We start from the raw sequence: 22,055 nt of genomic DNA, 5'->3' as shown, positions 1-22,055 counted from the left end.
CGTGCTAGCATCGCTCAATGTCAATGCGTCGCACCTGCAGTACGGGATTACTGCTTATTCTTCTGTCCACCAGTCTGCTGGCCGCGGAGGCGCGTCTGCAGGTGCGTGTGCAGCCCAATAACGGCGCGCTGCAGGACAATATCGAAGCCTATATCGGCACCCTGGGCGAGCGCGACGCCCTGGCCTTGCAAGGCATGCGCCGGGTGGCCGAGCAGCGCGCACAGAAGGCCGCCCAGGCCCTGGGTTACTACCGGGCGCAGATCAGCAGTGAAGTCAGCGATGGTTCGCCCGCCACCCTGCGTCTGCGGGTGCAGGCAGGTGAGCCGGTGCGCCTGAATCAGGTGCTGGTGCGCATTGACGGCCCGGCCGCTGCACTGGCGGGTTTCAGCGTGCCTCGCAGCCGCCAGCTGCAGCCCGGCGCCCAGCTCAACCATGGTCATTATGAAGCGGCCAAGCGCCGTATCCTCAACCAGGCCGCACGATATGGCTTTTTCGCTGGTCGCTTTACCCAGCAGACGCTGCGGATCGATCCGGATGCCGGCATCGCCGATATTGCCCTGGTGTATAACAGCGGCCCTCGGTATCGCCTGGGTGATGTTCGCTTTAGCGGTGATAGCGAACTGGACCCAGGGCTGTTGGAGCGCATGCTGCCATTCCAGGCCGACACCCCCTATGACTCCGAGCTGATCAACCAGCTGTATCAGAACCTGCGTTCAAGCGGCTATTTCGAGTCGGTACAGGTGGACGCCAACCCGAGCAGCGCCGAGGCCGAGCGCATTCCGGTGCAGGTGCAGCTGAGCATGCGCAAACCGCGCAGCGTGGGTTTTGGTCTCGGCGTGTCCACTGACGTGGGGCCCCGTGGCCGCGCCAACTGGACCCGCCACTGGGCCAATCCCCAGGGCCACAGCTATGGGCTGGAAATGGAGCTGTCGGCGCCGCGGCAGAATGTCGGCCTGTGGTACGACATGCCCGGTGATCCGCCACTGACCGACAAGCTGAGGGTCGCCGGTGGCTATCAGTTTGAAGACCTGGCCGACAGCGATATCGACAGCCGGCTGCTCACCTTTGGCCCCGAGTGGCACAGCCGCCTGGATAACGGCTGGCAACGAGTGCTGTCGCTGAAGTGGCAGCATGAGCAGTACGACTTCGGCGACGACAGCGGCAGCAGTAACTTGCTGATGCCCGGGGTCAGCTACTCCCTGCTGCGCAGCGACAGCCAGCTCGATCCCAGCCATGGCTACCGTATCCAGTTCGACCTGGCCGGCGCGCTGCAGGGTGCCCTGTCGGATAACGACCTGCTGCACGGCAATATTCAGCTCAAGGGCCTGACCACCCTGGCCGGGCGTCATCGCTTTCTCGGTCGGGTGCAGTTCGGCGGTACCGAAGCCAGCGGCTTTGCCAATGTGCCGCCGTCGCTGCGCTTCTTTGCCGGTGGCGATCAGAGTGTGCGCGGTTATGACTATCAGAGCCTGTCCCCGGAGAACAGCCAGGGCGACAAGGTTGGCGGTCGCTACCTGTTCGCGGGCAGCCTCGAATATCAGTACGGCTTGGCCGAGCGCTGGCGCCTGGCCACCTTTGTTGATCAGGGCAACAGCTTCAACTCGCTGAACTTTCCAACGCTAAAGAGTGCTGTGGGCCTGGGCCTGCGCTGGGTGTCACCGGTCGGGCCGCTGCGCCTGGACCTGGCCCACGCCCTGGACGATGAGGGTGGCATACGCCTGCATTTCTCCATGGGGCCGGAACTGTGAACGGGTTGCGCCGTGCCTGGCTGGCGTCGCTTGCGCTGCTGATACCCGTGGTGCTGGGGCTAGGCTTTTTACTGGGTAATGAAAGTGCCGGCCGCTGGCTGTTGCAGCAGCTGCCGGGTCTGAGCAGCGAGGGCTTTAGTGGGCACCTGGGAGGCAACTGGCAGACCGAGCAGCTGGTTTGGCAGCAGGGTCAGGATCGCATCGAGATCAAAGCCCTGGCGATCAGCTGGTCGCCGGCCTGTCTGTTGCGTTGGCAGCTGTGCATCGAGCGCCTGCAGGCCGAGCGTCTGGATATGCACTTTGCCGCCGACGAGCCTGCTGACAGTCAACCTATTACGCTGCCCGAGCTGTCCTTGCCCCTGAGTCTCAAGCTCGAACAGCTGCAGTTGGGCAGTCTCTGGCTCAACAACGCCGAACAGCTGCGAGAACTTCAGCTAAGCGCCGGCTGGACCGCCCAGGGCCTGCAGATCAAGCGTCTGGCCCTGCTCAGGGACGATCTGACGCTGGAACTGCAAGGCCAGGTCGATACCCGCGGCGACTGGCCGCTGGCGCTGAGCGGTGCGCTGCAGCTGCCCGAGGTGGAGCAGCAGGCCTGGAACCTGGCGCTGCAAGTCAGTGGCAATCTGCGTCAGCGTCTGCAGTTGCAGGTAGAAAGCAGTGGCTATCTGGATGGCCGCCTCAGTGGCGAGGTACAGGCCCTGGCCGAGCACCTGCCGGCCCAGTTGAACCTTGAGGTCGACAGCTTCAAGGCCAGCGCCGAGCTGCCGCAAACCCTGCGCCTGCAGCAGCTGCAACTTACGGCCAAGGGAGATCTGCAGGCCGGTTACCGGATCAAAGGCAGCGCTGGCCTGGGCAGCGAGGCCGAGCCGGTCGCCCTGGCGCTACAGGCCTTACTCAATGCCCAGGGTATGCAACTGGAGCAACTGCGTTTAAGTGCAGAAGATCAGCAGCAGATCGAACTCAGTGGCGAGCTGGACTGGCAGCAAGCCCTGAGTGTGGACAGCCGCTTCAGTTGGCAGGATTTCCCCTGGCAACGCCTTTATCCCATGGAACAGCCGCCTCCCGTGATCCTGCGTACCCTGCAGGGTGAGCTGGCTTACGCGCAGGGCAATTACTTGGGTTATTTCGCCGCCGAGCTGGACGGCCCGGCGGGCGCCTTTAGCCTGCAGAGCCCGCTTAGTGGCGACCTGACCCAGGTCTTTCTGCCCGAAGTGAAACTAGCTGCCGGCCAGGGCCGGGTTGAAGGCCAGGCCCGCCTGGGATTTGCCGGCGCGCTGGAGTGGCAGGCGCAGTTGCAGGTCAGCGGGCTGGACCCGGCCTACTGGCTGGCCGAGTTACCCGGCACCCTGGACGGCACTGTCCAGAGCCAGGGCAGCCTGGTCGATGATCAGCTGCAACTGGACACCGCTATCGACCTTGACGGTCGCCTGCGCGGTCAACCGGCCCGGCTGCAGACCCGCCTGAGTGGTAAGGCGCAGCGCTGGGAACTCAGTGCCTTGCAGCTGCGCCTGGGGGATAACCGGATCGACGGCCAGGGCCACCTGCAGGAGCAGTTGCAGGGACAGTTCAGCTTGCGCCTGCCGCGCCTGGGGCAACTCTGGCCAGGTCTGCAGGGCCGGCTGGAGGGGCAGCTAAAGCTGGCCGGCAGCCTCAGCGCGCCTCAGGGCCAGTTCAACCTCAATGGCCAGCGCCTGGTCTATGGCGAGCAGCGCCTGCAAGCGCTGCAGCTCAGTGCCAGCCTGGATGCCGCCCAGCGTGGCGCGCTCAATCTGCAGGGCAGGGGCCTGGCCAGCGGCGATAGCGAACTGGGGCAACTACGCCTGCAAGGCTCCGGTAACCTGCAGCAGCATCAGCTGGAGCTGAGTCTGAGCGGCCCGCAACTCGATAGCCTGCTGGCCCTGGAGGGCGGCCTCAATCAGGGTGACTGGCGTGGGCGCCTCAGTCGCGGCGAGCTGAGCAGTTCCGGCCAGGACTGGCGCCTGCAGCAGCCGGCCAGCCTGGAGCGTCTGGCCGATGGCCGGCTCAACCTGGGCGCGCACTGCTGGCGTTCCGGCGCGGCCAGCCTGTGTGCGGACAACCAGCGCCTGTTACCCGAGCCCAGTCTGCGTTATCACCTGCGTGATCTGCCCATGACCAGCCTGAGCCGCGCCCTGCCGCAGGACTTCCGCTGGCAGGGCCAGCTCAATGGCGAGTTGCAGCTGGATCTGCCCAGCAGCGGCCCCACAGGGCAGATCGAACTGGATGCCGGCAGCGGCACCTGGCAGGTCCTGGAGCAGGGACAATGGCTGGACTTTGCCTACAGCAGCTTGCGCCTGAGCAGCCAGCTGCGCCCGCAGCGCATCGACAACCTGATCGAGTTGCGTGGGCCGCGCCTGGGCAACCTGTCGCTGCAGGCGCAGCTTGATCCGCGCCCGGCGGCCAAGCCACTGACGGGCAGTTTTCGTCTGGAGCACCTGGACCTGGCCATCGCCCGGCCCTTTCTACCTCTGGTCGAGCGTCTGGTGGGCCAGCTGGACGGCCAGGGGACGCTGTCTGGCACCCTGCTGGCGCCCCAGGTGCAGGGCCAGGTACGCCTGAGTGATGGCGAGATTGGCGGCAGCCAACTGCCCATCGAATTCAGCCAGCTGCAGTTGCAGGCACAGATTCGCGGCAACCAGCTGCAACTGGACGGCAACTGGCGCAGCGGCGAACAGGGCCAGGGCCGCCTGGACGGTGAGCTGCACTGGGCCGAAGGGCTGCGCGGTGAGCTGCAAGTGCGCGGCACTGATCTGCCGCTGCGGGTCGAACCCTATGCCCAGCTGCAACTGGACAGTGACCTGCGCCTGGGGCTGCAGGATCAGCAGTTATCGGTGCAGGGCCGGGTGGATATCCCCCGTGGCGCCATTGCAATACGTGAACTACCGCCTTCCACCGTGCAGGTTTCCCAGGATGCGCAGATAGTCGGGCGCGAGCCGGACACCGCCAGCAGCATGGATGTGCGCATGGATATCGATGTGCAGGTGGGCCGTGAGCGCCTGAGCTTTAGCGGTTTTGGCCTGGATGCCGAGCTGGCGGGGCGTGTGCATATCGGCGACAACCTGGACACCCGCGGCGAGCTGCAGCTGAACAAGGGGCGCTTTCGGGCCTACGGTCAGCGCCTGAATATTCGCCGGGCGCGCCTGCTGTTTGCCGGCCCCATCGGCCAGCCGTTCCTCGATGTCGAGGCCATCCGCCGTGTCGATGGCGTGGTGGCCGGTCTGCGTCTGTCCGGCAGCGCCGAGCAGCCGCGCAGCGAGGTGTTTTCCGAACCAGCCATGAGTCAGGAGCAGGCCCTGTCCTATCTGGTGATGGGCCGCCCCCTGGGGCAGGGCGGTGGTGACAGTGCGATGCTGGCTCAGGCCGCCCTGGCCCTGGGCATGGCTGGCACCTCGCCGCTGTTCACCGGTATTGCCGAAACCCTGGGCATTGGCGACTTTCAGATGGACACCGAAGGCAGCGGCCTGACCACCAGTGTGGTGGCCAGTGGGCAACTTTCCGAGCGCTTGAGCCTGCGTTATGGCGTCGGGGTATTCGAGCCGGCCGGCACCCTTGCTTTGCGTTACGACCTGACGCGCAAGCTCTATCTGGAAGCCGCCAGTGGTCTGGCCAGCTCACTGGATATTTTCTACCGGCGGGACTTTTAGCCCATGGATCCTGTCTGCTGCGCTGCGGACGGCGTTATAAAGCTGCGCGAGAAATGTGCCGCAGCGCGCCCCGTAGTAGTCTGACTTCTCGGTCAGCTTGCTTCGGCAATGCCTGCGCAGCTTGCCAAAGGGCCGATTCCCGCCCTTACTGTTCTACCACTCCCTCACCACCATAAGGATCATGCCCATGGCACAAGTCACTCTCAAAGGTTCCCCTGTCGAAGTCGCCGGCCAGTTGCCGCAAGCAGGTCAGCAGGCTCCGGCTTTCAGCCTGGTGGGCGGCGACCTTAGCGATATCAGCCTGGCCAGCCTGGCCGGCAAGCGCAAGGTGCTGAACATCTTCCCCAGCGTCGACACCCCGACCTGCGCCACCTCGGTGCGCAAGTTCAATGCCGAAGCCAGCCAGTTGGCCAACACCGTGGTGCTGTGCATCTCCACCGACCTGCCGTTCGCCCAGGCGCGCTTCTGCGGTGCCGAAGGCCTGGACAAGGTGATCAACCTGTCGACCATGCGCGGCGCCGAGTTCCTCAAGAACTACGGTGTGGCCATCGCGTCCGGTCCGCTGGTCGGCGTGGCCGCCCGCGCCGTGGTGGTGCTGGATGAGAACGACAAGGTGCTGCACAGCGAGCTGGTGAGCGAAATTGCCGACGAGCCGGACTATGCCGCCGCCCTGGCCGCGCTCAAGTAATACCCTGCAATAGACTGAAACGGCCCGCGATGCGGGCCGTTTTTGTTTATGGCTCAGGCAGTTAGCTCTGTAAGTGAAAGGTAAATAGGCGGTAAAGATGCTTTGCCTGGCGCCCGATAATGCCTATCGTTCAGGCTCGCCAAGGAAGTGATCCCCCCATGCCTGATACTCCGCTCCATACCCCCGCCAAACAGCAGCGCCGCCAATGGCTGCTTGGCCTGATCATGCTGACATTGCTGGCCCTGCTGCTGTGGTGGTTCTGGCCCGCACCCAGTGCCCCGCAACCGGGTGGCCGCTGGCGCGATGGCGGGCCGGTGCCGGTGCGCGTGGCACCGGTCGAGCAGGGCAATTTCAACGTGCAGCTCAAGGCCCTGGGTACGGTGACGGCTTACAACACCGTGCATGTGCGCAGTCGCGTCGAAGGCGAATTGCTCAAGCTGCTGTTCGAGGAAGGCCAGCAGGTCGAAGCGGGCCAGCTGCTGGCGCAGATCGACCCACGGGCCTATCGGATTGCCCTGCAACAGGCCGAAGGCGCTCTGCAGGAACATCAGGCGCAGCTTACCGGTGCCGAGCGTGATCTGGCCCGCTACCGCGGTCTGCATGCCGAACAGTCCATTGCCAAACAGACCCTGGACACCCAGGAAGCCCTGGTCAATCAGCTGCGTGGCGGCCTCAAGAGCCTGCAGGCCCAGGTGGCCAATGCCCGCCTGAATCTGGATTACACCGATATTCGCGCCCCGATCGCCGGGCGTCTGGGCTTGCGTCAGGCCGATGTGGGCAATCTGCTCGGCAGTGGCGACAGCACGCCCCTGGTGGTGATTACCCAGACCACCCCCATCGCGGTGATGTTCAGCCTGCCGGAAGCCGAGCTGCCGGCGCTGGTCGAGCAGATAAGGGCAGGGCGCAAACTGAGCGTCGAGGCCTGGGATCGCAGCGAGCAGCGCCTGCTGGCCACTGGTGAGCTGGAGAGCCTGGACAACCAGATCGATATCGCCACCGGCACGGTCAAGCTCAAGGCGCGTTTCGAGAACGCCGATGAGCGCCTGTTTCCCAACCAGTTCGTCAATATCCGCCTGCAGCTGCAAACCCTGCAGCAAGCAACCCTGATCCCTTCCGCCGCGCTGCAGTTCGGCCCCGATGGCAGCTTTGTCTATCGCCTGGATGATGAGGACAAGGTCTATATGCAGGCCGTGCAGGTGGCGGCCAGTGACGGTGCGCAGACGGTTATCGGCAGCGGCTTGCAGCCGGGTCAGCGCGTTGTGCTGGAAGGCACCGATCGCCTGCGCAGCGGCAATCAGGTTGAGGTCATCAGTGATCCAGCCGGTGCCCCGGCTCAGGTGCAGCAGCCCGCGCCATGAATGCCTCACGCATCTTCATTCTGCGCCCGGTGGCCACCACGCTGCTGATGCTGGCGATCTTCCTCTGTGGCCTGATCGCCTATCGGTTGCTGCCGGTGTCGGCCCTGCCGGAAGTGGATTACCCCACCATCCGCGTGCTGACCCTCTATCCCGGCGCCAGCCCCGATGTGATGACCAGCGCGGTGACCGCGCCCCTGGAGCGGCGCTTCGGCCAGATGGCGGGCCTCAAGCAGATGTCCTCGACCAGTTCCGGCGGCGCCTCGGTGATCACCCTGCGCTTCAACCTGGACATGGGCCTGGATATCGCCGAGCAGGAAGTGCAGGCCGCCATCAGCAGTGCCAGCAACCTGCTGCCCGGTGATCTGCCGGCGCCACCCATCTACAACAAGGTCAACCCGGCCGATACCCCGGTGCTGACCCTGGCCATCACCTCCAAGAGCCTGCCGCTGCCCCAGGTATTCGACCTGGTGGACACCCGCCTGGCGCAGAAGCTGGCGCAAACCAGCGGCGTCGGCCTGGTGACCCTGGCCGGTGGCCAACGCCCGGCGGTGCGCATTCGCGTTAACCCCGAGGCCCTGGCCGCCTATGGCCTGAACCTGGCGGATGTGCGCAGCCTGATTACCGCCAGCAACGTCAACCAGCCCAAGGGCAACTTCGACGGCCCGACCCGGGTGTCGCAACTGGATGCCAATGACCAGCTGCGCTCGGTGGAGGAATACGAGCAACTGATCCTCGGCTATAACGACGGCGCCGCGCTGCGCCTCAAGGATGTGGCCGAGATTGTCGATGGCGCGGAAAACCAGCGCCTGGCGGCCTGGGCCAACCAGAGCGAAGCGGTGCTGGTCAATGTGCAGCGTCAGCCAGGCGCCAATGTGATCGAGGTGGTGGACCGCATCAAGGCGCAGCTGCCCAGCCTCAGCGAAGGGCTGCCGGCCAGTGTCGAGGTCAGCCTGCTGACCGATCGCACCGAAACCATTCGCGCCGCCGTGCGCGGGGTGCAGAACGAGCTGCTGCTGGCCATCAGCCTGGTGGTGCTGGTGACCTTTCTGTTTCTGCGCAAGGTATCCGCCACCATCATCCCGTCCATTGTCGTGCCGCTGTCGCTGATCGGCACTTTCGGTGTCATGTACCTGTGCGGCTTTACCCTGAACAACCTGACCCTGATGGCCCTGACCATCGCCACCGGCTTTGTGGTGGACGATGCCATCGTCATGCTGGAGAACATCGCCCGCCATCTGGAGGCCGGTGAAACGCCCCTGAATGCGGCGCTCAAGGGCGCCAAACAGATCGGCTTTACCCTGATCTCCCTGACCCTGTCGCTGATCGCGGTGCTGATCCCGCTGCTGTTTATGGCCGATGTGGTTGGCCGCCTGTTCCGCGAGTTCGCCATTACCCTGGCGGTGGCCATTGGCATCTCCCTGGTAATTTCCCTGAGCCTGACGCCGATGATGTGCGCGCGCCTGCTTAAAGCGGAAAAACCCGAGGAAGAAGGACGCTTCTACCGCGCCGCCGGGGCCTTTATCGACGCCATGATTGCCCGCTACGGCCTTTGGTTGCAGTGGGTGCTGGCCCGCCAGGGCCTGACCCTGCTGGTGGCGGTGGCCACCCTGGGGCTCACCGTGCTGCTGTATCTGGCGGTGCCCAAGGGCTTCTTCCCGGTGCAGGACACGGGGGTGATCCAGGGCATTTCCGAGGCCCCGCAATCGATCTCCTTCGCCGCCATGAGCGAGCGCCAGCAGCGCCTGGCCGAGGTGATTCTGCAGGACGAAGCAGTGGCCAGCCTGTCGTCCTCCATCGGTGTGGATGGCGATAACCCGACGCTCAACAGTGGCCGCCTGCTGATCAACCTCAAGCCTAGGGCCGAGCGTGATCACAGCGCCAGCCAGGTGATCGAACGCCTGCGCCCGGCGCTGGCGCGCATTCCCGGCATCGAGCTGTACCTGCAGCCGGTGCAGGACCTGACCATCGAAGACCGGGTCAGCCGCACCCAGTTCCAGTTCAGCCTGGAGTCGCCGGATCATGGCCTGCTGGACGAATGGGTGCCCAAGCTGGTCGACGCCCTCAGCCAGCAGCCGCAACTCACCGATGTCGCCAGCGATCTGCAGACCCGCGGCCTGCAGGTATTTCTGCACATCGACCGGGACATGGCCGGGCGCCTGGGCATCAGCATCGCCGATATCGACAATGCCCTGTACGACGCCTTTGGCCAGCGCCAGATCAGCACCATCTACACCCAGTCAAGCCAGTACCGCGTGGTGCTGGAAAGCCGTGATGCCGGCAGCATCGGCCCGGCGGCGCTGCGGCAGATCCATGTGCGCGGCGCCGATGGTCAGCAGGTGGCCCTGAGCAACCTGGCGCGGATCGAGGAGGGTGCCGCAGCGCTGGTGATCAACCATATCGGTCAGTTCCCGGCGGCGACTCTGTCCTTCAACCTGGCGCCGGGGGTGTCGCTGGGCGAGGCGGTGCAGGTGATCGAGCGGGTGCAGCAGGAGCTCAATCTGCCGCCTGGCGTGCAGAGCCAGTTCCAGGGCGCCGCCGAGGCCTTCCGCGCCTCGTTGAGTTCGACCCTGCTGCTGATTCTGGCGGCCATCGTCACCATGTATATCGTGCTGGGAGTGCTCTACGAGAGCTATATCCACCCCATCACCATCCTCTCCACCCTGCCCTCGGCGGGGGTGGGCGCCTTGCTCGCGCTGCTCTTGACCGGCAACGACCTGGGCCTGATCGCCATTATCGGCATCATCCTGTTGATCGGTATCGTCAAGAAGAACGCCATCATGATGATCGACTTTGCCCTGGACGCCGAGCGTAACCAGGGCATGCAGCCGGAAGCGGCGATCTACCAGGCCGCGCTGCTGCGCTTTCGACCGATTCTGATGACCACCCTGGCCGCGTTGTTTGGCGCCATCCCGCTGATGCTGGCCAGCGGCTCCGGCGCGGAGCTGCGCCAGCCCCTGGGCCTGGTGATGGTCGGCGGCCTGCTGGTCAGCCAGGTGCTGACCCTGTTCACCACCCCGGTGATCTACCTGTACTTCGATCGCCTGTCGCGGCGTATGACCGGGCGCAGCTCAGCAGGGGTGGCGGTATGAGCAGCGCATGGCTTTTGCTCCCCTCTCCCGCGTGCGGGAGAGGGGCCGGGGGAGAGGGCGGGTGTAGTGCGGTGCCAGCGACCCTCTCCCCAGCCCTCTCCCATAAATGGGAGAGGGAGCAGGGCGTAGGCTCATGAATCTCTCCGCCCCCTTTATCCGCCGCCCGGTGGCCACCTTGCTGCTGAGCCTGGCCATTCTGCTGCTCGGCGGGGTCAGCTTTGGTTTATTGCCGGTGGCGCCACTGCCGCAGATGGATTTCCCCACCATCACCGTGCAGGCCAGCCTGCCCGGAGCCAGCCCGCAGATCATGGCCTCCAGTGTGGCCACGCCGTTGGAGCGTTCCCTGGGCACCATCGCCGGTATCAGCCAGATGAACAGCCGCAGCAGCCAGGGCAATACGCGGATCATGATCCAGTTCGACCTGGACAAGGACATCAACGCCGCCGCCCGCGAGGTTCAGGCGGCCATCAACGCCGCCAGCGAGATGCTGCCCAGCGGTATGCGCACGCCACCCAGCTACCGCAAGGTCAACCCGTCCCAGGCGCCGATCATGGTCCTGGCCCTGACCAGCGAGGTGCTGGACAAGGGCCAGCTGTACGACGTGGCCGCCACCATCCTGGCGCAGAAACTGGCGCAGATTGCCGGCGTGGGCGAGGTGTCCATCGGTGGCAGCTCGTTGCCGGCGGTGCGCGTGGCTCTGGAGCCGCGTCTGCTGGATCAGTACGGTATTGCCCTGGATGAGGTACGCCAGCGCATTGCCGCGGCCAATATCAAACGGCCCAAGGGCGCGGTGGAAGACGGCCAACGCCACTGGCAGGTGCAGGCCAGCGATCAGCTGGAAAGTGCCGCCGACTACCTGCCGCTGATCATCCGTTACCAGAACGGCGCCGCCGTGCGCCTGGGCGATGTGGCCAGCGTCACCGATGCGGTGGAAGACCGTTACAACAGCGGGTTCTACAACGATCAGGACGCCGTGCTGCTGGTGATCAACCGCCAGACCGGGGCCAATATCCTGCAGACCATCGAGGACATCCGCGCTGAGCTGCCGGCCCTGCGTGGGATGATCCCGGCCAGCGTCGAGCTGGAAGTGGCCATGGACCGCTCGCCGGTGATCCGCGCCACCCTCAAGGAAGCCCAGCGCACGCTGCTGATCGCCGTGGCCCTGGTGATTCTGGTGGTGTTCGCCTTTCTCGGGCGCTGGCGGGCGGCGCTGATCCCGGCGCTGGCGGTGCCGGTCTCCCTGGTCGGCAGCTTTGCCCTGATGTACCTGCTGGGTTTCTCCCTGAATAACTTGTCACTGATGGCGCTGATCATCGCCACCGGCCTGGTGGTGGATGACGCCATCGTGGTGCTGGAAAACATCTCGCGGCATATCGAGGCCGGCGAAACACCGATGGCCGCTGCGCTCAAGGGCGCCCGTGAGGTGGGCTTTACCTTGCTGGCGATGAACCTGTCCTTGGTGGCGGTATTTGTTTCCATCCTGTTTATGGGCGGCATCGTCGAGCGGCTGTTCCGCGAGTTTTCCATCACCCTGGCGGTGGCCATCGTGATTTCCCTGCTGGTGTCCCTGACCCTTACCCCCATGCTCTGCGCCCGCTGGCTAAAGCCCGAAGCGCAACAGCCACCCGGCCGCCTGCAGGCCTGTGGCGCGGCGCTGCAGCAGCGGGTGCTGGCCGGCTATCGGCGCAGCCTGGACTGGGCCTTGCGTCATTCCCTGCTGATGCTGCTGAGCCTGCTGGCAACCGTCGCCTTGAATGTCTTTCTCTATATCAGCGTGCCCAAAACCTTCCTGCCGCAGCAGGACACCGGCCAGCTGATGGGTTTTATTCGCGGCGATGACGGCCTGTCCTTCCAGGTGATGCAGCCCAAGATGGAAACCTTTCGCCGCGCCGTGCTGGCCGATCCGGCGGTGGACAGCGTGGCCGGTTTTATCGGCGGCAGCGGCGGCATCAATAACGCCTTTATGTTGGTGCGCCTGAAACCTGTGGCCGAGCGCGAGGAAAGCGCCCAGGAGGTGGTCAACCGTCTGCGCCGCACGCTGCCCAAGGTGCCCGGCGGGCGCCTGTTTCTGATGCCCGATCAGGACCTGCAGATCGGCGGGCGGGAAGGGCGCAGCTCGGAGAACGAATTTATGCTGCTCTCCGATGACCTGGCACAGCTGCGCTTGTGGCTGCCGCGGGTACGCGAAGCGCTGCGCGCCTTGCCGGAACTGACCGATATCGATGCCCGGGAAGTGGAGGGCGCCCAGCAGATCAGCCTGCAGGTGGACCGCGATGCGGCCAAGCGCCTGGGCGTGGACATGGCCATGATCACTGCGGTGCTCAACAACGCCTTCAGCCAGCGTCAGGTGTCGACCATCTACCAGCCTCTCAACCAGTACAGCGTGGTGATGGAGATCAACCCGCAGTACGCCCAGTACCCGGAAACCCTCGACCAGATCCAGCTGATCACCGCCGACGGCCAGCGCGTGGCACTGTCCAGCTTCGCCCGCTGGCAGCCCAGCCTGGAAGAGGACCGGGTGCACCATCAGGGCCAGTTCGCCGCGGAAAATATCAGCTTCGGCCTGGCCGAGGGCGTCAGCCTGGATCAGGCAAGCGCCGCCATCGACCGCGCCGTGGCGCGCCTGAACCTGCCCACGCAAGTGCAGGGCGTAATAGGTGGCACCGGCGCGGCCTTCCAGCAAACCCAGCAGAACCAGCCGTGGATGATCCTGCTGGCCCTGGTGGTGGTGTATATCGTCCTCGGCGTGCTGTACGAGAGCTATATCCACCCGCTGACCATCCTCTCCACCCTGCCGTCGGCCGGGGTCGGCGCCTTGTTGGCCCTGCAGCTGATGAGCATCGAGTTCAGCCTGATTTCCCTGCTCGGGCTGTTTCTGCTGATCGGTATCGTCAAGAAAAACGCCATTCTGATGATCGACCTGGCCCTGCAGCTGGAGCGCCAGCAGCACCTGAGCCCCGAAGAGTCGATTCGCCAGGCCTGCCTGCTGCGCTTCCGGCCGATCATGATGACCACCCTGGCCGCCATTCTCGGTGCACTGCCGCTGATGCTGAGCAGCGCCGAAGGCGCGGAAATGCGCCAGCCCCTGGGTATCACCATCGTCGGCGGCCTGGTGCTGAGCCAGCTGCTGACTCTCTACACCACCCCGGTGATCTACCTGTATTTCGACCGCCTGCGCCACCGCGTCAATCGCTGGCGTGGCGTACGCACCGATGCTGCTCTGGATAACCCGCTATGACCATGCTGCCAACACCTGTAGGCGCGAGCCCTGCTCGCGAACCCTTTGCCGTGATAAAGCCATTCGCGGGCATGGCCCGCTCCTACCTGGGGCTGCTTACACTCAGCTTATTGTTGGCCGGCTGCGCCATCGGCCCGGACTACCAGCGTCCCGAACTAAGCACCCCGGCGCAGTTCAAGCAGATCGAAGGCTGGACCCAGGCCCAGCCCAATGATGCCCTGGAGCGCGGCAGCTGGTGGCAGCTGTATGGCGATGCCGAGCTGAGTGCCCTGGTCGAGCGGCTGAATATCTCCAACCAGAACCTGGCCGCCAGCGAGGCGCAATATCGCCAGGCCCGTGCCCTGGTCGGTGCAGCCCGTTCAAGCTTTTCTCCCCGTCTGGACAGTAACGCCAGCCGAAGCCGCAGCAGCTCGACCAATGCCAGCGATGGCACCCAAGTGATCGGCAATGGTTACGATCTCAGCCTGAATGCGGCCTGGGAGCTGGATATCTGGGGCAAGCTGCGGCGCAATCTGGAGACCAGTCAGGCCGACTACCAGGCCAGTGCCGCCGAACTGGCCAGCCTGAAGCTCAGCCTGCAAAGCGAGCTGGTACAGAACTACTTGCAGCTGCGGGTGCTGGATGAGCAGCAGCGTTTGCTCGACGCCACGGTGGCGGCCTACGCCCGCTCCCTGCAGCTGACCGAAAACCAGTACAACGCCGGCATAGTGCCTCGTTCCGACGTTACCCAGGCCCTGACCCAGCTGCGCAGCACCGAGGCCCAGGCCATCGACCTGCAATGGCGCCGCGCCCAACTGGAACATGCCATCGCCGTGCTGGTCGGGGTGCCGCCCAGCGAGCTGACCATTGCCGTCAGCGAGCAACTGCCAGCTTTGCCCGAGATTCCTGTGGCGCTGCCTTCACAGCTACTGGAGCGTCGACCGGATGTGGCGGCCGCCGAGCGCCGGGTGATGGCCGCCAATGCCCGTATCGGCGTAGCCGAAGCCGCCTGGTACCCGGACTTGACTCTATCCGCCAGCGGCGGCTATCGCGGCAGCAGTTTTGCTGACTGGATCAGCCTGCCCAATCGCTTCTGGTCCCTGGGCCCGCAGCTGGCGTTGACCCTGTTCGACGGCGGCGCCCGCCGCGCCGAGCTGGAACGCAGCGAAGCGGCCTATGACCAGACCGTGGCCGAATATCGCCAGACCGTACTGGACAGCTTCCGCGAGGTGGAAGACAACCTGGTGCAATTGCGTGTGCTGGAGCAGGAAAGCCAGGTGCAGCAGCAGGCCCTGGACGCCGCCCGTGAATCCCTGCGTCTGATCGACAACCAGTACCGCGCCGGCACCCTGGACTACAACAGCGTGGTCAACGTCCAGGCCACTGCCCTGAACAACGAACGCAGCAGCCTGGATCTGCTGGCCAGCCGCCTGCTGGCCAGCGTGCAACTGATCAAGGCCCTGGGTGGCGGTTGGGAGCAGGAGTAGGAACACTATCTGTAGGGTGGATATGGCTCCGTCTTGTCCACCGCTGAACACCCGGTGGACAAGCCTTCGGCATGTCCACCCTACGGCTGGATAACGGCCTGAATATGTCTAACCAGTGGGTAGGGTGGATGGACGTAGCCATCCACCTTGGGCGCAGTTGGGAACCCACCCTATGGCCGAGTTACCGCCTGAATATGGCTAAACAACGCCTGCTCATCAGCTAAACGCAGGGTCGCGCGCTGTTCAATGTTCATCATCAGGGTAGTGCCAAGAATATCCATGGCCTCGCGGTTGAGGCTGTCGATGCGTGCGCTTTGCCCGTCGGCGGCGATCTCGATCTGCTGGATATCCACCTCCAGTCGGTAGTTCTCCACCCCATCCCAGCCCTGTACCAGCAGCTCGCGGTACTCATCGCGGCCCAGGTGCAGCTCGCCGCCCATATCCGCCGGTGCCTGGATCTGCACCTGTACATCGGCAGTCATTAGCGCCAGCACCGCCTCGACATCCTGGGCCGCCACCGCTGCCTGCATCTGCGTGTAGGCCTGGCGCACCCTGCCTTCGTCCAAGCGCTCGGTGGCCTGGAGCAGCGGAGCGCATAACAGCAACAGGGTCAGCAGTAATCTGGGCATCGTCAGCGTCCTTATCAGCGGGCCGGCCGCAGGCTGCGCCAGGCAGCGCTCAGCACCAGGGCGAACAGACCCAGCACGCCAGCCATGGTCCAGGCGGTAAAGGGGACACCGAACCACTGGTAGTCGTTCTGTCCGCATACCCCGGCGCTCTGGAACACGCCAGGCAGGTACTCGTGCAGCGGCAGGTAGAAGGAATAGAAGGGGAAGGGCGAGCAGCTGAAGCTTTCCAGCACGCCGGTCTCCAGCAGCACCAGGTGGCTGTTGTCGTATACCGCAATACCACTGGCGGCCAGCAGGCCCAGCCAGAACGGCAGGCTTAACCAGCGCAGCCCGGCCGCACCGAGTACCAGCAGCACCAGGCTCAGCACGCCGGCACAGAGCAGCCAAAGGCGAATCTGGATGCACAGGGTGCAGGGTTCCCAGGCAAAACCATGCTGCAGCAGCAGGGCTGTGCCGAGCATCAGAAAGCATGCGGCCGAGATCAGGGCGAGCAGGGTGGCGGGGGCGCTAAAGCGGGGCATCGGATTCTCCGTCTGAAACCAGCTGTCACAGCCAGCCGGCATAGGCTCAGGTGGTTTGGATTGCCTGGCCCAGTAGTTGTCGATAGCGCTCAAAATCGGCGGCAGAAAAACAGCAGAACAGCACCTCTTCAAGCGTTGGGCATTGTTCCAGACAAGCCCGCACCTCGGCCACCGCGATTTGCGCAGCCTGCTCAGCCGGGTAGCCATAGACCCCGGTACTGATGCATGGAAAGGCCAGGCTGAGCAGGCCGTGTCGTGCCGCGAGAGCCATGGCGTTGCGGTAGCAGGCAGCCAGCAACTGCGCTTCATTGTGCTGGCCGCCTTGCCAGATGGGCCCCACCGTATGGATCACATACTGCGCAGGCAGGTTATAGCCGCGGGTCAGCTTGGCCTCGCCAGTGGGGCAGCCGCCGAGCTGACGGCATTCCTCCAGCAGCAGCGGTCCGGCGGCACGATGAATCGCCCCATCCACACCGCCGCCGCCCAGCAGCGAGCTATTGGCCGCGTTGACGATGGCATCGACTTGCAGCGTGGTGATATCGCCCAGCAGGGCGCGCAGTTGGGCAGGCATGGGTGATTCCTAGGTTGTGTACGAAAAGTCGTCGAGCGAAGGTAAGGCGAGGCAAAAACAGGTGAGGAAGCGGAGTTTACGAGCTGTAAATGAGCATTCCGAACCTGTTTTTAACGAAGCATCACCGAGCGCAGGCACTGTTCGTACAGAACCTAGCGCTTGAACAGAGATGCATCCAGCCGATTGAAACAGCGCAGAAGCTGTTCATGGCTGGCTTCGGCAAAGGTCTTCTGCGTCAGTGGCACCAGTACCGCCGGCTTGACCCGGCCAGAGCGCAGTTGGCGCTCCATATAGGCCTGAATCTGCTCGTCACTGACGCCGCTGTGTGGATGCTCAGGGTGCTGCTCGCTGCTCATGGGTTCACCGAAAGAGTACGCGCGACTTTATGGTCACAAAGTTTTGCTTGTATCGCCCAGGCGCCCAACGTCTGCGTCCGGGGCTGCTATACCTTGCAGACGGAAATGGTCGCAAGTGGCCCATAGAGCGCTGCACAAGGGCAGCCAACAGACGCTGCGAGCCTGTCGACTATAACTGCCATTAGCGAATCCTATTTCAATAATCGGCAATCGGAATCCAAGCTGAATCAAGCAGTAGGTGTACTCAACAGAAGGAACGAACCATGTCCAACGAATCGAAATGCCCGTTCGCCGGGGCCGCCAACAAGAACGTGACCGCAGGTGGCGCCCAGACGAACGCAGACTGGTGGCCTAATCAGCTCAATCTGAAGATCTTGCACCAACACTCTGCCAAGTCCGATCCCATGGGTGAGGATTTTGACTACGCCAAAGAATTCAAGAGCCTCGACCTGGATGCCGTGGTCAAGGACCTCACCGCCCTGATGACCGACTCCCAGGACTGGTGGCCCGCCGACTGGGGCCACTACGGCGGCCTGATGATCCGCATGGCCTGGCATGCTGCCGGCACCTACCGCATCGCCGATGGTCGCGGCGGCGCCGGCACCGGCAACCAGCGTTTTGCTCCGCTCAACAGCTGGCCGGACAACGGCAACCTGGACAAGGCCCGCCGCCTGCTCTGGCCGATCAAGCAGAAGTACGGGCGCAAGCTGTCCTGGGCCGACCTGTTTATTCTCGCCGGCAACGTCGCCCTGGAATCCATGGGCTTCAAGACCTTCGGCTTCGGTGGCGGTCGCCCGGATATCTGGGAGCCGGAAGAGGACATCTACTGGGGCGCCGAGGCCGAGTGGCTGGCCACCAGCGACAAGGCCAACAGCCGCTATTCCGGCGACCGCCAGCTGGACAACCCCCTGGCCGCCGTGCAGATGGGCCTGATCTACGTCAACCCGGAAGGCCCGGACGGCAATCCCGACCCGGTGGCCTCCGGTCGCGACGTGCGTGAAACCTTCGCCCGCATGGCCATGAACGATGAAGAAACCGTGGCCCTGGTGGCCGGCGGGCACACCTTCGGCAAGGCCCACGGTGCTGGCGATCCGGCCCTGGTCGGCCCGGAGCCGGAAGCAGCGCCGATCGAAGAACAGGGCCTGGGCTGGATCAACAAGCTGGGCACCGGCAAAGGTGTGCACACCACCACCAGCGGTATCGAGGGTGCCTGGAAGCCCAACCCGACCCAGTGGGACATGGGTTACTTCGACATGCTGTTCGGCTATGAATGGGAACTGACCAAGAGCCCGGCTGGCGCCCATCAATGGGTGGCCAAGGACGTCAAACCCGAGCATATGATCCCGGATGCCCATGACCCGTCGAAAAAGCATCCGCCGATGATGACCACCGCCGACCTGTCGCTGCGCATGGACCCGGCCTACGAGAAGATCTCCCGGCGCTTCCACCAGAACCCGCAGGAATTCGCTGATGCCTTCGCCCGTGCCTGGTTCAAGCTGACCCACCGCGATATGGGACCGCGCACCCGCTACCTGGGCAAGCTGGTGCCCAAGGAAGAACTGATCTGGCAAGACCCGGTGCCGGCTGTCGACCATGCCCTGGTTGATGCCCAGGATATCGCTGCGCTCAAGGCCAAGATCCTCGCCAGCGGCCTGTCCATCGCCCAGCTGGTCAGCACCGCCTGGGCCTCGGCGTCTACCTTCCGCGGCAGTGACATGCGCGGCGGTGCCAATGGCGCGCGCATTCGCCTGGCGCCGCAGAAGGACTGGGAAGCCAACCAGCCGGCGCAACTGGCCAAGGTGCTGGCCAGCCTGGAAAGCATCCAGAAGGACTTCAACGCCTCGGCATCCGGCGGCAAGAAAGTCTCCCTGGCCGATCTGATCGTGCTGGCCGGTAGTGCCGCTGTGGAAGCCGCAGCGAAGAAGGCTGGGGTGGATGTCACGGTGCCCTTTACTCCGGGCCGCACCGATGCCAGCCAGGACCAGACCGACGTCGACTCCTTCGCCGTGCTGGAGCCCAGGGCCGATGGCTTCCGCAACTACGCCCGCAAGGGTCTGGAAGGCGCCGCTGCCGAACTGTTGGTGGACAAGGCTCAGCTGTTGACCCTCACCGCGCCGGAAATGACCGTATTGATCGGCGGCCTGCGGGCGCTGAATGCCAATGTCGGTCAGGCCCAGCACGGGGTCTTCACCAAGCGCCCGGAAACCCTGAGCAACGACTTCTTCGTCAACCTGCTCGACATGGGTACCAAGTGGCAGAAGTCCGCCAGCGAAGGCGTACTGGAAGGTCGCGACCGCAAGACCGGCGACCTGAAATGGACCGGCACCCTGGTGGACATGGTGTTCGGCTCCAACTCCCAGCTGCGCGCCCTGGCGGAGGTCTATGCCACTAGCGATGCACAAGAAAAGTTTGTGCAGGACTTTGTCGCAGCCTGGACCAAGGTAATGAACCTGGATCGTTTCGATCTGAAGTAATCACCCCACTGGGTTGGCCCTGAGTCAACACACTGCGCCCCGGCATGGATAACCCTGTCGGGGCGCAGTCTTATCTGGGGTTGTCCAATTCAGGCCTTGATCCTATGAAAGCCAGGCGCGGGTCAAACACCAAGCGCGACAAGCAGGCTGGCGGACAGATAGAGGCCGAGGCCGAATACGCTGTGGGTGGCGAGGCTTTTCAGGCTGTTCTTCAGCGGCGTGGGCGTGTTGCGTGAGGCAATACCGGCGCCCATCGCCGGTTGAACAAGCAACAGTGGGATTGCCACAGTGCAAACGCCCAAAGCCAGTGCCGGCCACAGGGTGGGCCGCTCGATCCAGGCCATACCGGTAAGGCCAAGCAGCAGTGCAGCAAAGGCAATGCCCGTGGCGTAGTGCATCAACCAGCCCAGGCCGAGCTCGCCGCGGATGGGCTCGGACTGGCCGATGGCACTGTGGCGAATACGCCCGCGCAGCAGATGGCCCACCCAGCGCCCGACAAAGGCAAAGTTGAGGGTGGCAATACCCAGGCGCTGCAACAACAACAGCCAGGCGTCCATCACCAGGGTTGCCCCGGCGCCGAGCGCCAGGGTCAGCAAGAGCGTGTTCAGTAATGGGTTCATCTAGGCCTCACTTGGGTTGACCATGAAGGGGAGTGGGGCCAATCTACAAGTTCAAGTCAACTTGAGGTCAAGAGGCGTTTTATGGATATCGCCGAAGTCGCCAGGCGCTCGGGTTTACCGGCATCGACATTGCGCTTTTATGAGGAAAAGGGGCTGGTGCAGACCTTGAACCGCCAGGGCGAGCGGCGCCGCTTTGCCCCGCAGATACTCGATCAGCTGGCGCTGATTTCGCTGGGGCAGTCCGCCGGCTTCAGCCTGGATGAAATCCGCCTGATGCTCACCAGCAACGGTGAAGCCAATATTGACCGGCAGGCGCTCCTGGCCAAGGCAGCTGAACTCGACGCCACCAGCAAACGGCTGCGCGCCATCAGCCGGGGCTTGAAGCACGCCGCTGCCTGCCCGGCGCCCAGCCACGCCGAATGCCCGACCTTTCAGCGCTTATTGAAAGACGCGGCGGCCAGCGCTCATGCCAGAAAGACCAGCAGGAAAAAGACCTAGCGCCGAGGGCACCACGCCTACCGCAGCCCCGCCACAATCTCGAAGCTGCGCAAACGATGCGCGTGCTGGTACAGATCGCCGGTAAACATCAGCTCATCGGCGCCGGTCTGCTCCAGCAGTATCTCCAGACGTGCGCGCACTTTCTCCGGCCCACCAATCACCGCCAGGCCGAGGAAGTCGCCCACCGCCTGCTGCTCATGGGGCAGCCAGCGCCCGGCCATGCTTTCTACCGGCGGGCGCAGCACCAGGCTCTGCCCGCGCATCAAGGCCAGCACCCGCTGAAAGGCGGTGGTGGCAAGAAACTCGGCTTCTTCATCGGTCGGCGCGGCAATCAGCGGCACAGCGACCATGGCGTAGGGCTTGTCCAGCACGGCCGAGGGCTGGAAATTATCGCGGTACACCCGCAGCGCCTGGTGCAGATAGCGCGGCGCAAAATGCGCGGCAAAGGCATAGGGCAGGCCCTTTTGCGCCGCCAGCTGAGCGCTGAACAGGCTGGAGCCGAGCAGCCAGATCGGCACCTGGCTGTCCATGCCGGGCATGGCGATCACCTGCTGCCCCGGTTGGCGCGGGCCAAGCAGGGCCTGCAGCTCGTCCACATCCGCCGGGAAATCATCGGCGCTGCCCAAACGATCACGGCGCAGGGCGCGGGCGGTTTGCTGATCACTGCCCGGCGCGCGGCCAAGCCCCAGCTCGATGCGCCCCGGATAGAGTGCGGCAAGGGTACCGAACTGCTCGGCCACCACCAGCGGCGCATGGTTGGGCAGCATAATGCCGCCCGAACCCAGGCGCAGGGTCTGGGTGCCGGCCGCCAGATAACCCAGCAGCACCGCCGTGGCCGAGCTGGCGATACCTTCCATATTGTGGTGTTCAGCCACCCAGTAACGGGCAAAACCCAGGCGCTCGGCATGCTGGGCCAAGGCCAGGGAACGCTGCAGCGCCGGCCCGGGGCCGGCTTCATCGTCGCGCATCGGCGCCAGATCGAGGATGGAAAATGGGGTAGTGGCAAGCCGGTTCATACAGCCTCCTAGGATCGTCCCTGGTTAATGGGGGCGTATTGCTGCAAGGGCAAGGCTGATGTGGCTGCGGGGCAGGGTGCAGTGCTATGGACGGACTAAGCTGAGTGTTCCGTACCCAGCC

The 22,055-nt window shown here is 64.3% G+C and carries 15 protein-coding genes; 9 read left to right on the top strand and 6 right to left on the bottom strand.

Annotation, left to right across the window (positions count from 1 at the left end; genetic code table 11):
- Positions 1-17 precede the first annotated feature (17 nt).
- From GJV18_RS11415 to GJV18_RS11385, 7 genes are all read left to right on the top strand, one after another.
- Positions 18-1,748 (top strand): autotransporter assembly complex protein TamA, encoded by a 1,731-nt coding sequence (locus tag GJV18_RS11415; RefSeq protein WP_160345504.1) that lies wholly within the window; start codon positions 18-20, stop codon positions 1,746-1,748.
- A complete protein-coding gene (locus GJV18_RS11410) occupies positions 1,745-5,410 on the top strand; it encodes a translocation/assembly module TamB domain-containing protein (RefSeq protein WP_160345502.1) in 3,666 nt (1,221 codons plus the stop codon). The genes GJV18_RS11415 and GJV18_RS11410 overlap by 4 nt, the downstream gene beginning before the upstream one ends.
- A gap of 187 nt (positions 5,411-5,597) precedes the next feature.
- Entirely contained in the window at positions 5,598-6,098 is a 501-nt protein-coding gene (gene tpx / locus GJV18_RS11405) for a thiol peroxidase (RefSeq protein ID WP_160345500.1), read from the top strand.
- Between the two features lie 158 nt (positions 6,099-6,256).
- Positions 6,257-7,456, top strand: coding sequence for an MdtA/MuxA family multidrug efflux RND transporter periplasmic adaptor subunit (locus GJV18_RS11400; RefSeq protein WP_160345498.1), 1,200 nt, complete (start codon positions 6,257-6,259; stop codon positions 7,454-7,456).
- Positions 7,453-10,545, top strand: coding sequence for an MdtB/MuxB family multidrug efflux RND transporter permease subunit (locus GJV18_RS11395; RefSeq protein ID WP_160345496.1), 3,093 nt, complete (start codon positions 7,453-7,455; stop codon positions 10,543-10,545). Before GJV18_RS11400 ends, GJV18_RS11395 begins: the two co-directional genes overlap by 4 nt.
- Before the next feature lie 133 nt (positions 10,546-10,678).
- Positions 10,679-13,783 carry a multidrug efflux RND transporter permease subunit gene (locus GJV18_RS11390; RefSeq protein ID WP_160345494.1) on the top strand — a complete coding sequence of 1,035 codons (3,105 nt, stop codon included), beginning with the start codon at positions 10,679-10,681 and terminating at the stop codon, positions 13,781-13,783.
- Between the two features lie 71 nt (positions 13,784-13,854).
- Positions 13,855-15,249, top strand: coding sequence for an efflux transporter outer membrane subunit (locus GJV18_RS11385; RefSeq protein WP_233280167.1), 1,395 nt, complete (start codon positions 13,855-13,857; stop codon positions 15,247-15,249).
- Positions 15,250-15,419: 170 nt separating this feature from the next.
- On the opposite strand, the gene GJV18_RS11380 is transcribed toward GJV18_RS11385, so the two are convergent.
- The 4 genes from GJV18_RS11380 to GJV18_RS11365 all read right to left on the bottom strand — a co-directional run bounded on the left by GJV18_RS11380 (position 15,420) and on the right by GJV18_RS11365 (position 17,326).
- Complete coding sequence (locus GJV18_RS11380) at positions 15,420-15,878, bottom strand: nuclear transport factor 2 family protein (RefSeq protein WP_160345490.1); 459 nt, start codon at positions 15,876-15,878, stop codon at positions 15,420-15,422.
- A 14-nt stretch (positions 15,879-15,892) separates the two neighbouring features.
- The gene (locus GJV18_RS11375) at positions 15,893-16,399 is read right to left on the bottom strand and encodes a disulfide bond formation protein B (protein ID WP_160345488.1); all 507 of its coding nucleotides are present in this window, start codon (positions 16,397-16,399) and stop codon (positions 15,893-15,895) included.
- Positions 16,400-16,445: 46 nt separating this feature from the next.
- Positions 16,446-16,970, bottom strand: a complete 525-nt coding sequence (locus tag GJV18_RS11370; protein ID WP_160345486.1) for an O-acetyl-ADP-ribose deacetylase — start codon at positions 16,968-16,970, stop codon at positions 16,446-16,448.
- A gap of 152 nt (positions 16,971-17,122) precedes the next feature.
- Positions 17,123-17,326: a hypothetical protein gene (locus GJV18_RS11365; protein WP_160345484.1), complete on the bottom strand. Its 204-nt coding sequence runs from the start codon at positions 17,324-17,326 to the stop codon at positions 17,123-17,125.
- Between the two features lie 263 nt (positions 17,327-17,589).
- On the opposite strand from GJV18_RS11365, the gene katG reads away from it, so the two are divergent.
- Complete coding sequence (gene katG / locus GJV18_RS11360) at positions 17,590-19,800, top strand: catalase/peroxidase HPI (protein ID WP_160345482.1); 2,211 nt, start codon at positions 17,590-17,592, stop codon at positions 19,798-19,800.
- Positions 19,801-19,922: 122 nt separating this feature from the next.
- Here katG and GJV18_RS11355 read toward each other — a convergent pair whose 3' ends face one another.
- A complete protein-coding gene (locus GJV18_RS11355) occupies positions 19,923-20,420 on the bottom strand; it encodes a DUF2938 domain-containing protein (RefSeq protein WP_160345480.1) in 498 nt (165 codons plus the stop codon).
- Positions 20,421-20,501: 81 nt separating this feature from the next.
- Between GJV18_RS11355 and GJV18_RS11350 the strand changes: the two genes are divergently transcribed.
- Entirely contained in the window at positions 20,502-20,918 is a 417-nt protein-coding gene (locus tag GJV18_RS11350) for a helix-turn-helix domain-containing protein (RefSeq protein WP_160345479.1), read from the top strand.
- A 17-nt stretch (positions 20,919-20,935) separates the two neighbouring features.
- On the opposite strand, the gene GJV18_RS11345 is transcribed toward GJV18_RS11350, so the two are convergent.
- Positions 20,936-21,934, bottom strand: coding sequence for an LLM class flavin-dependent oxidoreductase (locus GJV18_RS11345; protein WP_160345477.1), 999 nt, complete (start codon positions 21,932-21,934; stop codon positions 20,936-20,938).
- Positions 21,935-22,055 lie beyond the last annotated feature (121 nt).

Origin of the sequence: Pseudomonas xionganensis, assembly GCF_009763245.1 — a bacterium.
Classification (GTDB): domain Bacteria; phylum Pseudomonadota; class Gammaproteobacteria; order Pseudomonadales; family Pseudomonadaceae; genus Aquipseudomonas; species Aquipseudomonas xionganensis.
The sequence above is the reverse complement of the archived record's forward strand: the minus strand, read 5'-3'. Positions and strand labels throughout refer to the sequence as shown.

Excerpts from the sequence above, each read along its gene's own strand:
- GJV18_RS11380 (WP_160345490.1), bottom strand. The coding sequence starts at position 15,878 with ATGCCCAGATTACTGCTGACCCTGTTGCTGTTATGCGCTCCGCTGCTC.
- tpx (WP_160345500.1), top strand. The coding sequence starts at position 5,598 with ATGGCACAAGTCACTCTCAAAGGTTCCCCTGTCGAAGTCGCCGGCCAG.
- GJV18_RS11400 (WP_160345498.1), top strand. The coding sequence starts at position 6,257 with ATGCCTGATACTCCGCTCCATACCCCCGCCAAACAGCAGCGCCGCCAA.
- GJV18_RS11385 (WP_233280167.1), top strand. The coding sequence starts at position 13,855 with ATGGCCCGCTCCTACCTGGGGCTGCTTACACTCAGCTTATTGTTGGCC.
- GJV18_RS11345 (WP_160345477.1), bottom strand. The coding sequence starts at position 21,934 with ATGAACCGGCTTGCCACTACCCCATTTTCCATCCTCGATCTGGCGCCG.
- GJV18_RS11350 (WP_160345479.1), top strand. The coding sequence starts at position 20,502 with ATGGATATCGCCGAAGTCGCCAGGCGCTCGGGTTTACCGGCATCGACA.
- GJV18_RS11395 (WP_160345496.1), top strand. The coding sequence starts at position 7,453 with ATGAATGCCTCACGCATCTTCATTCTGCGCCCGGTGGCCACCACGCTG.
- katG (WP_160345482.1), top strand. The coding sequence starts at position 17,590 with ATGTCCAACGAATCGAAATGCCCGTTCGCCGGGGCCGCCAACAAGAAC.
- GJV18_RS11415 (WP_160345504.1), top strand. The coding sequence starts at position 18 with ATGTCAATGCGTCGCACCTGCAGTACGGGATTACTGCTTATTCTTCTG.
- GJV18_RS11370 (WP_160345486.1), bottom strand. The coding sequence starts at position 16,970 with ATGCCTGCCCAACTGCGCGCCCTGCTGGGCGATATCACCACGCTGCAA.
- GJV18_RS11355 (WP_160345480.1), bottom strand. The coding sequence starts at position 20,420 with ATGAACCCATTACTGAACACGCTCTTGCTGACCCTGGCGCTCGGCGCC.
- GJV18_RS11365 (WP_160345484.1), bottom strand. The coding sequence starts at position 17,326 with ATGAGCAGCGAGCAGCACCCTGAGCATCCACACAGCGGCGTCAGTGAC.
- GJV18_RS11390 (WP_160345494.1), top strand. The coding sequence starts at position 10,679 with ATGAATCTCTCCGCCCCCTTTATCCGCCGCCCGGTGGCCACCTTGCTG.
- GJV18_RS11375 (WP_160345488.1), bottom strand. The coding sequence starts at position 16,399 with ATGCCCCGCTTTAGCGCCCCCGCCACCCTGCTCGCCCTGATCTCGGCC.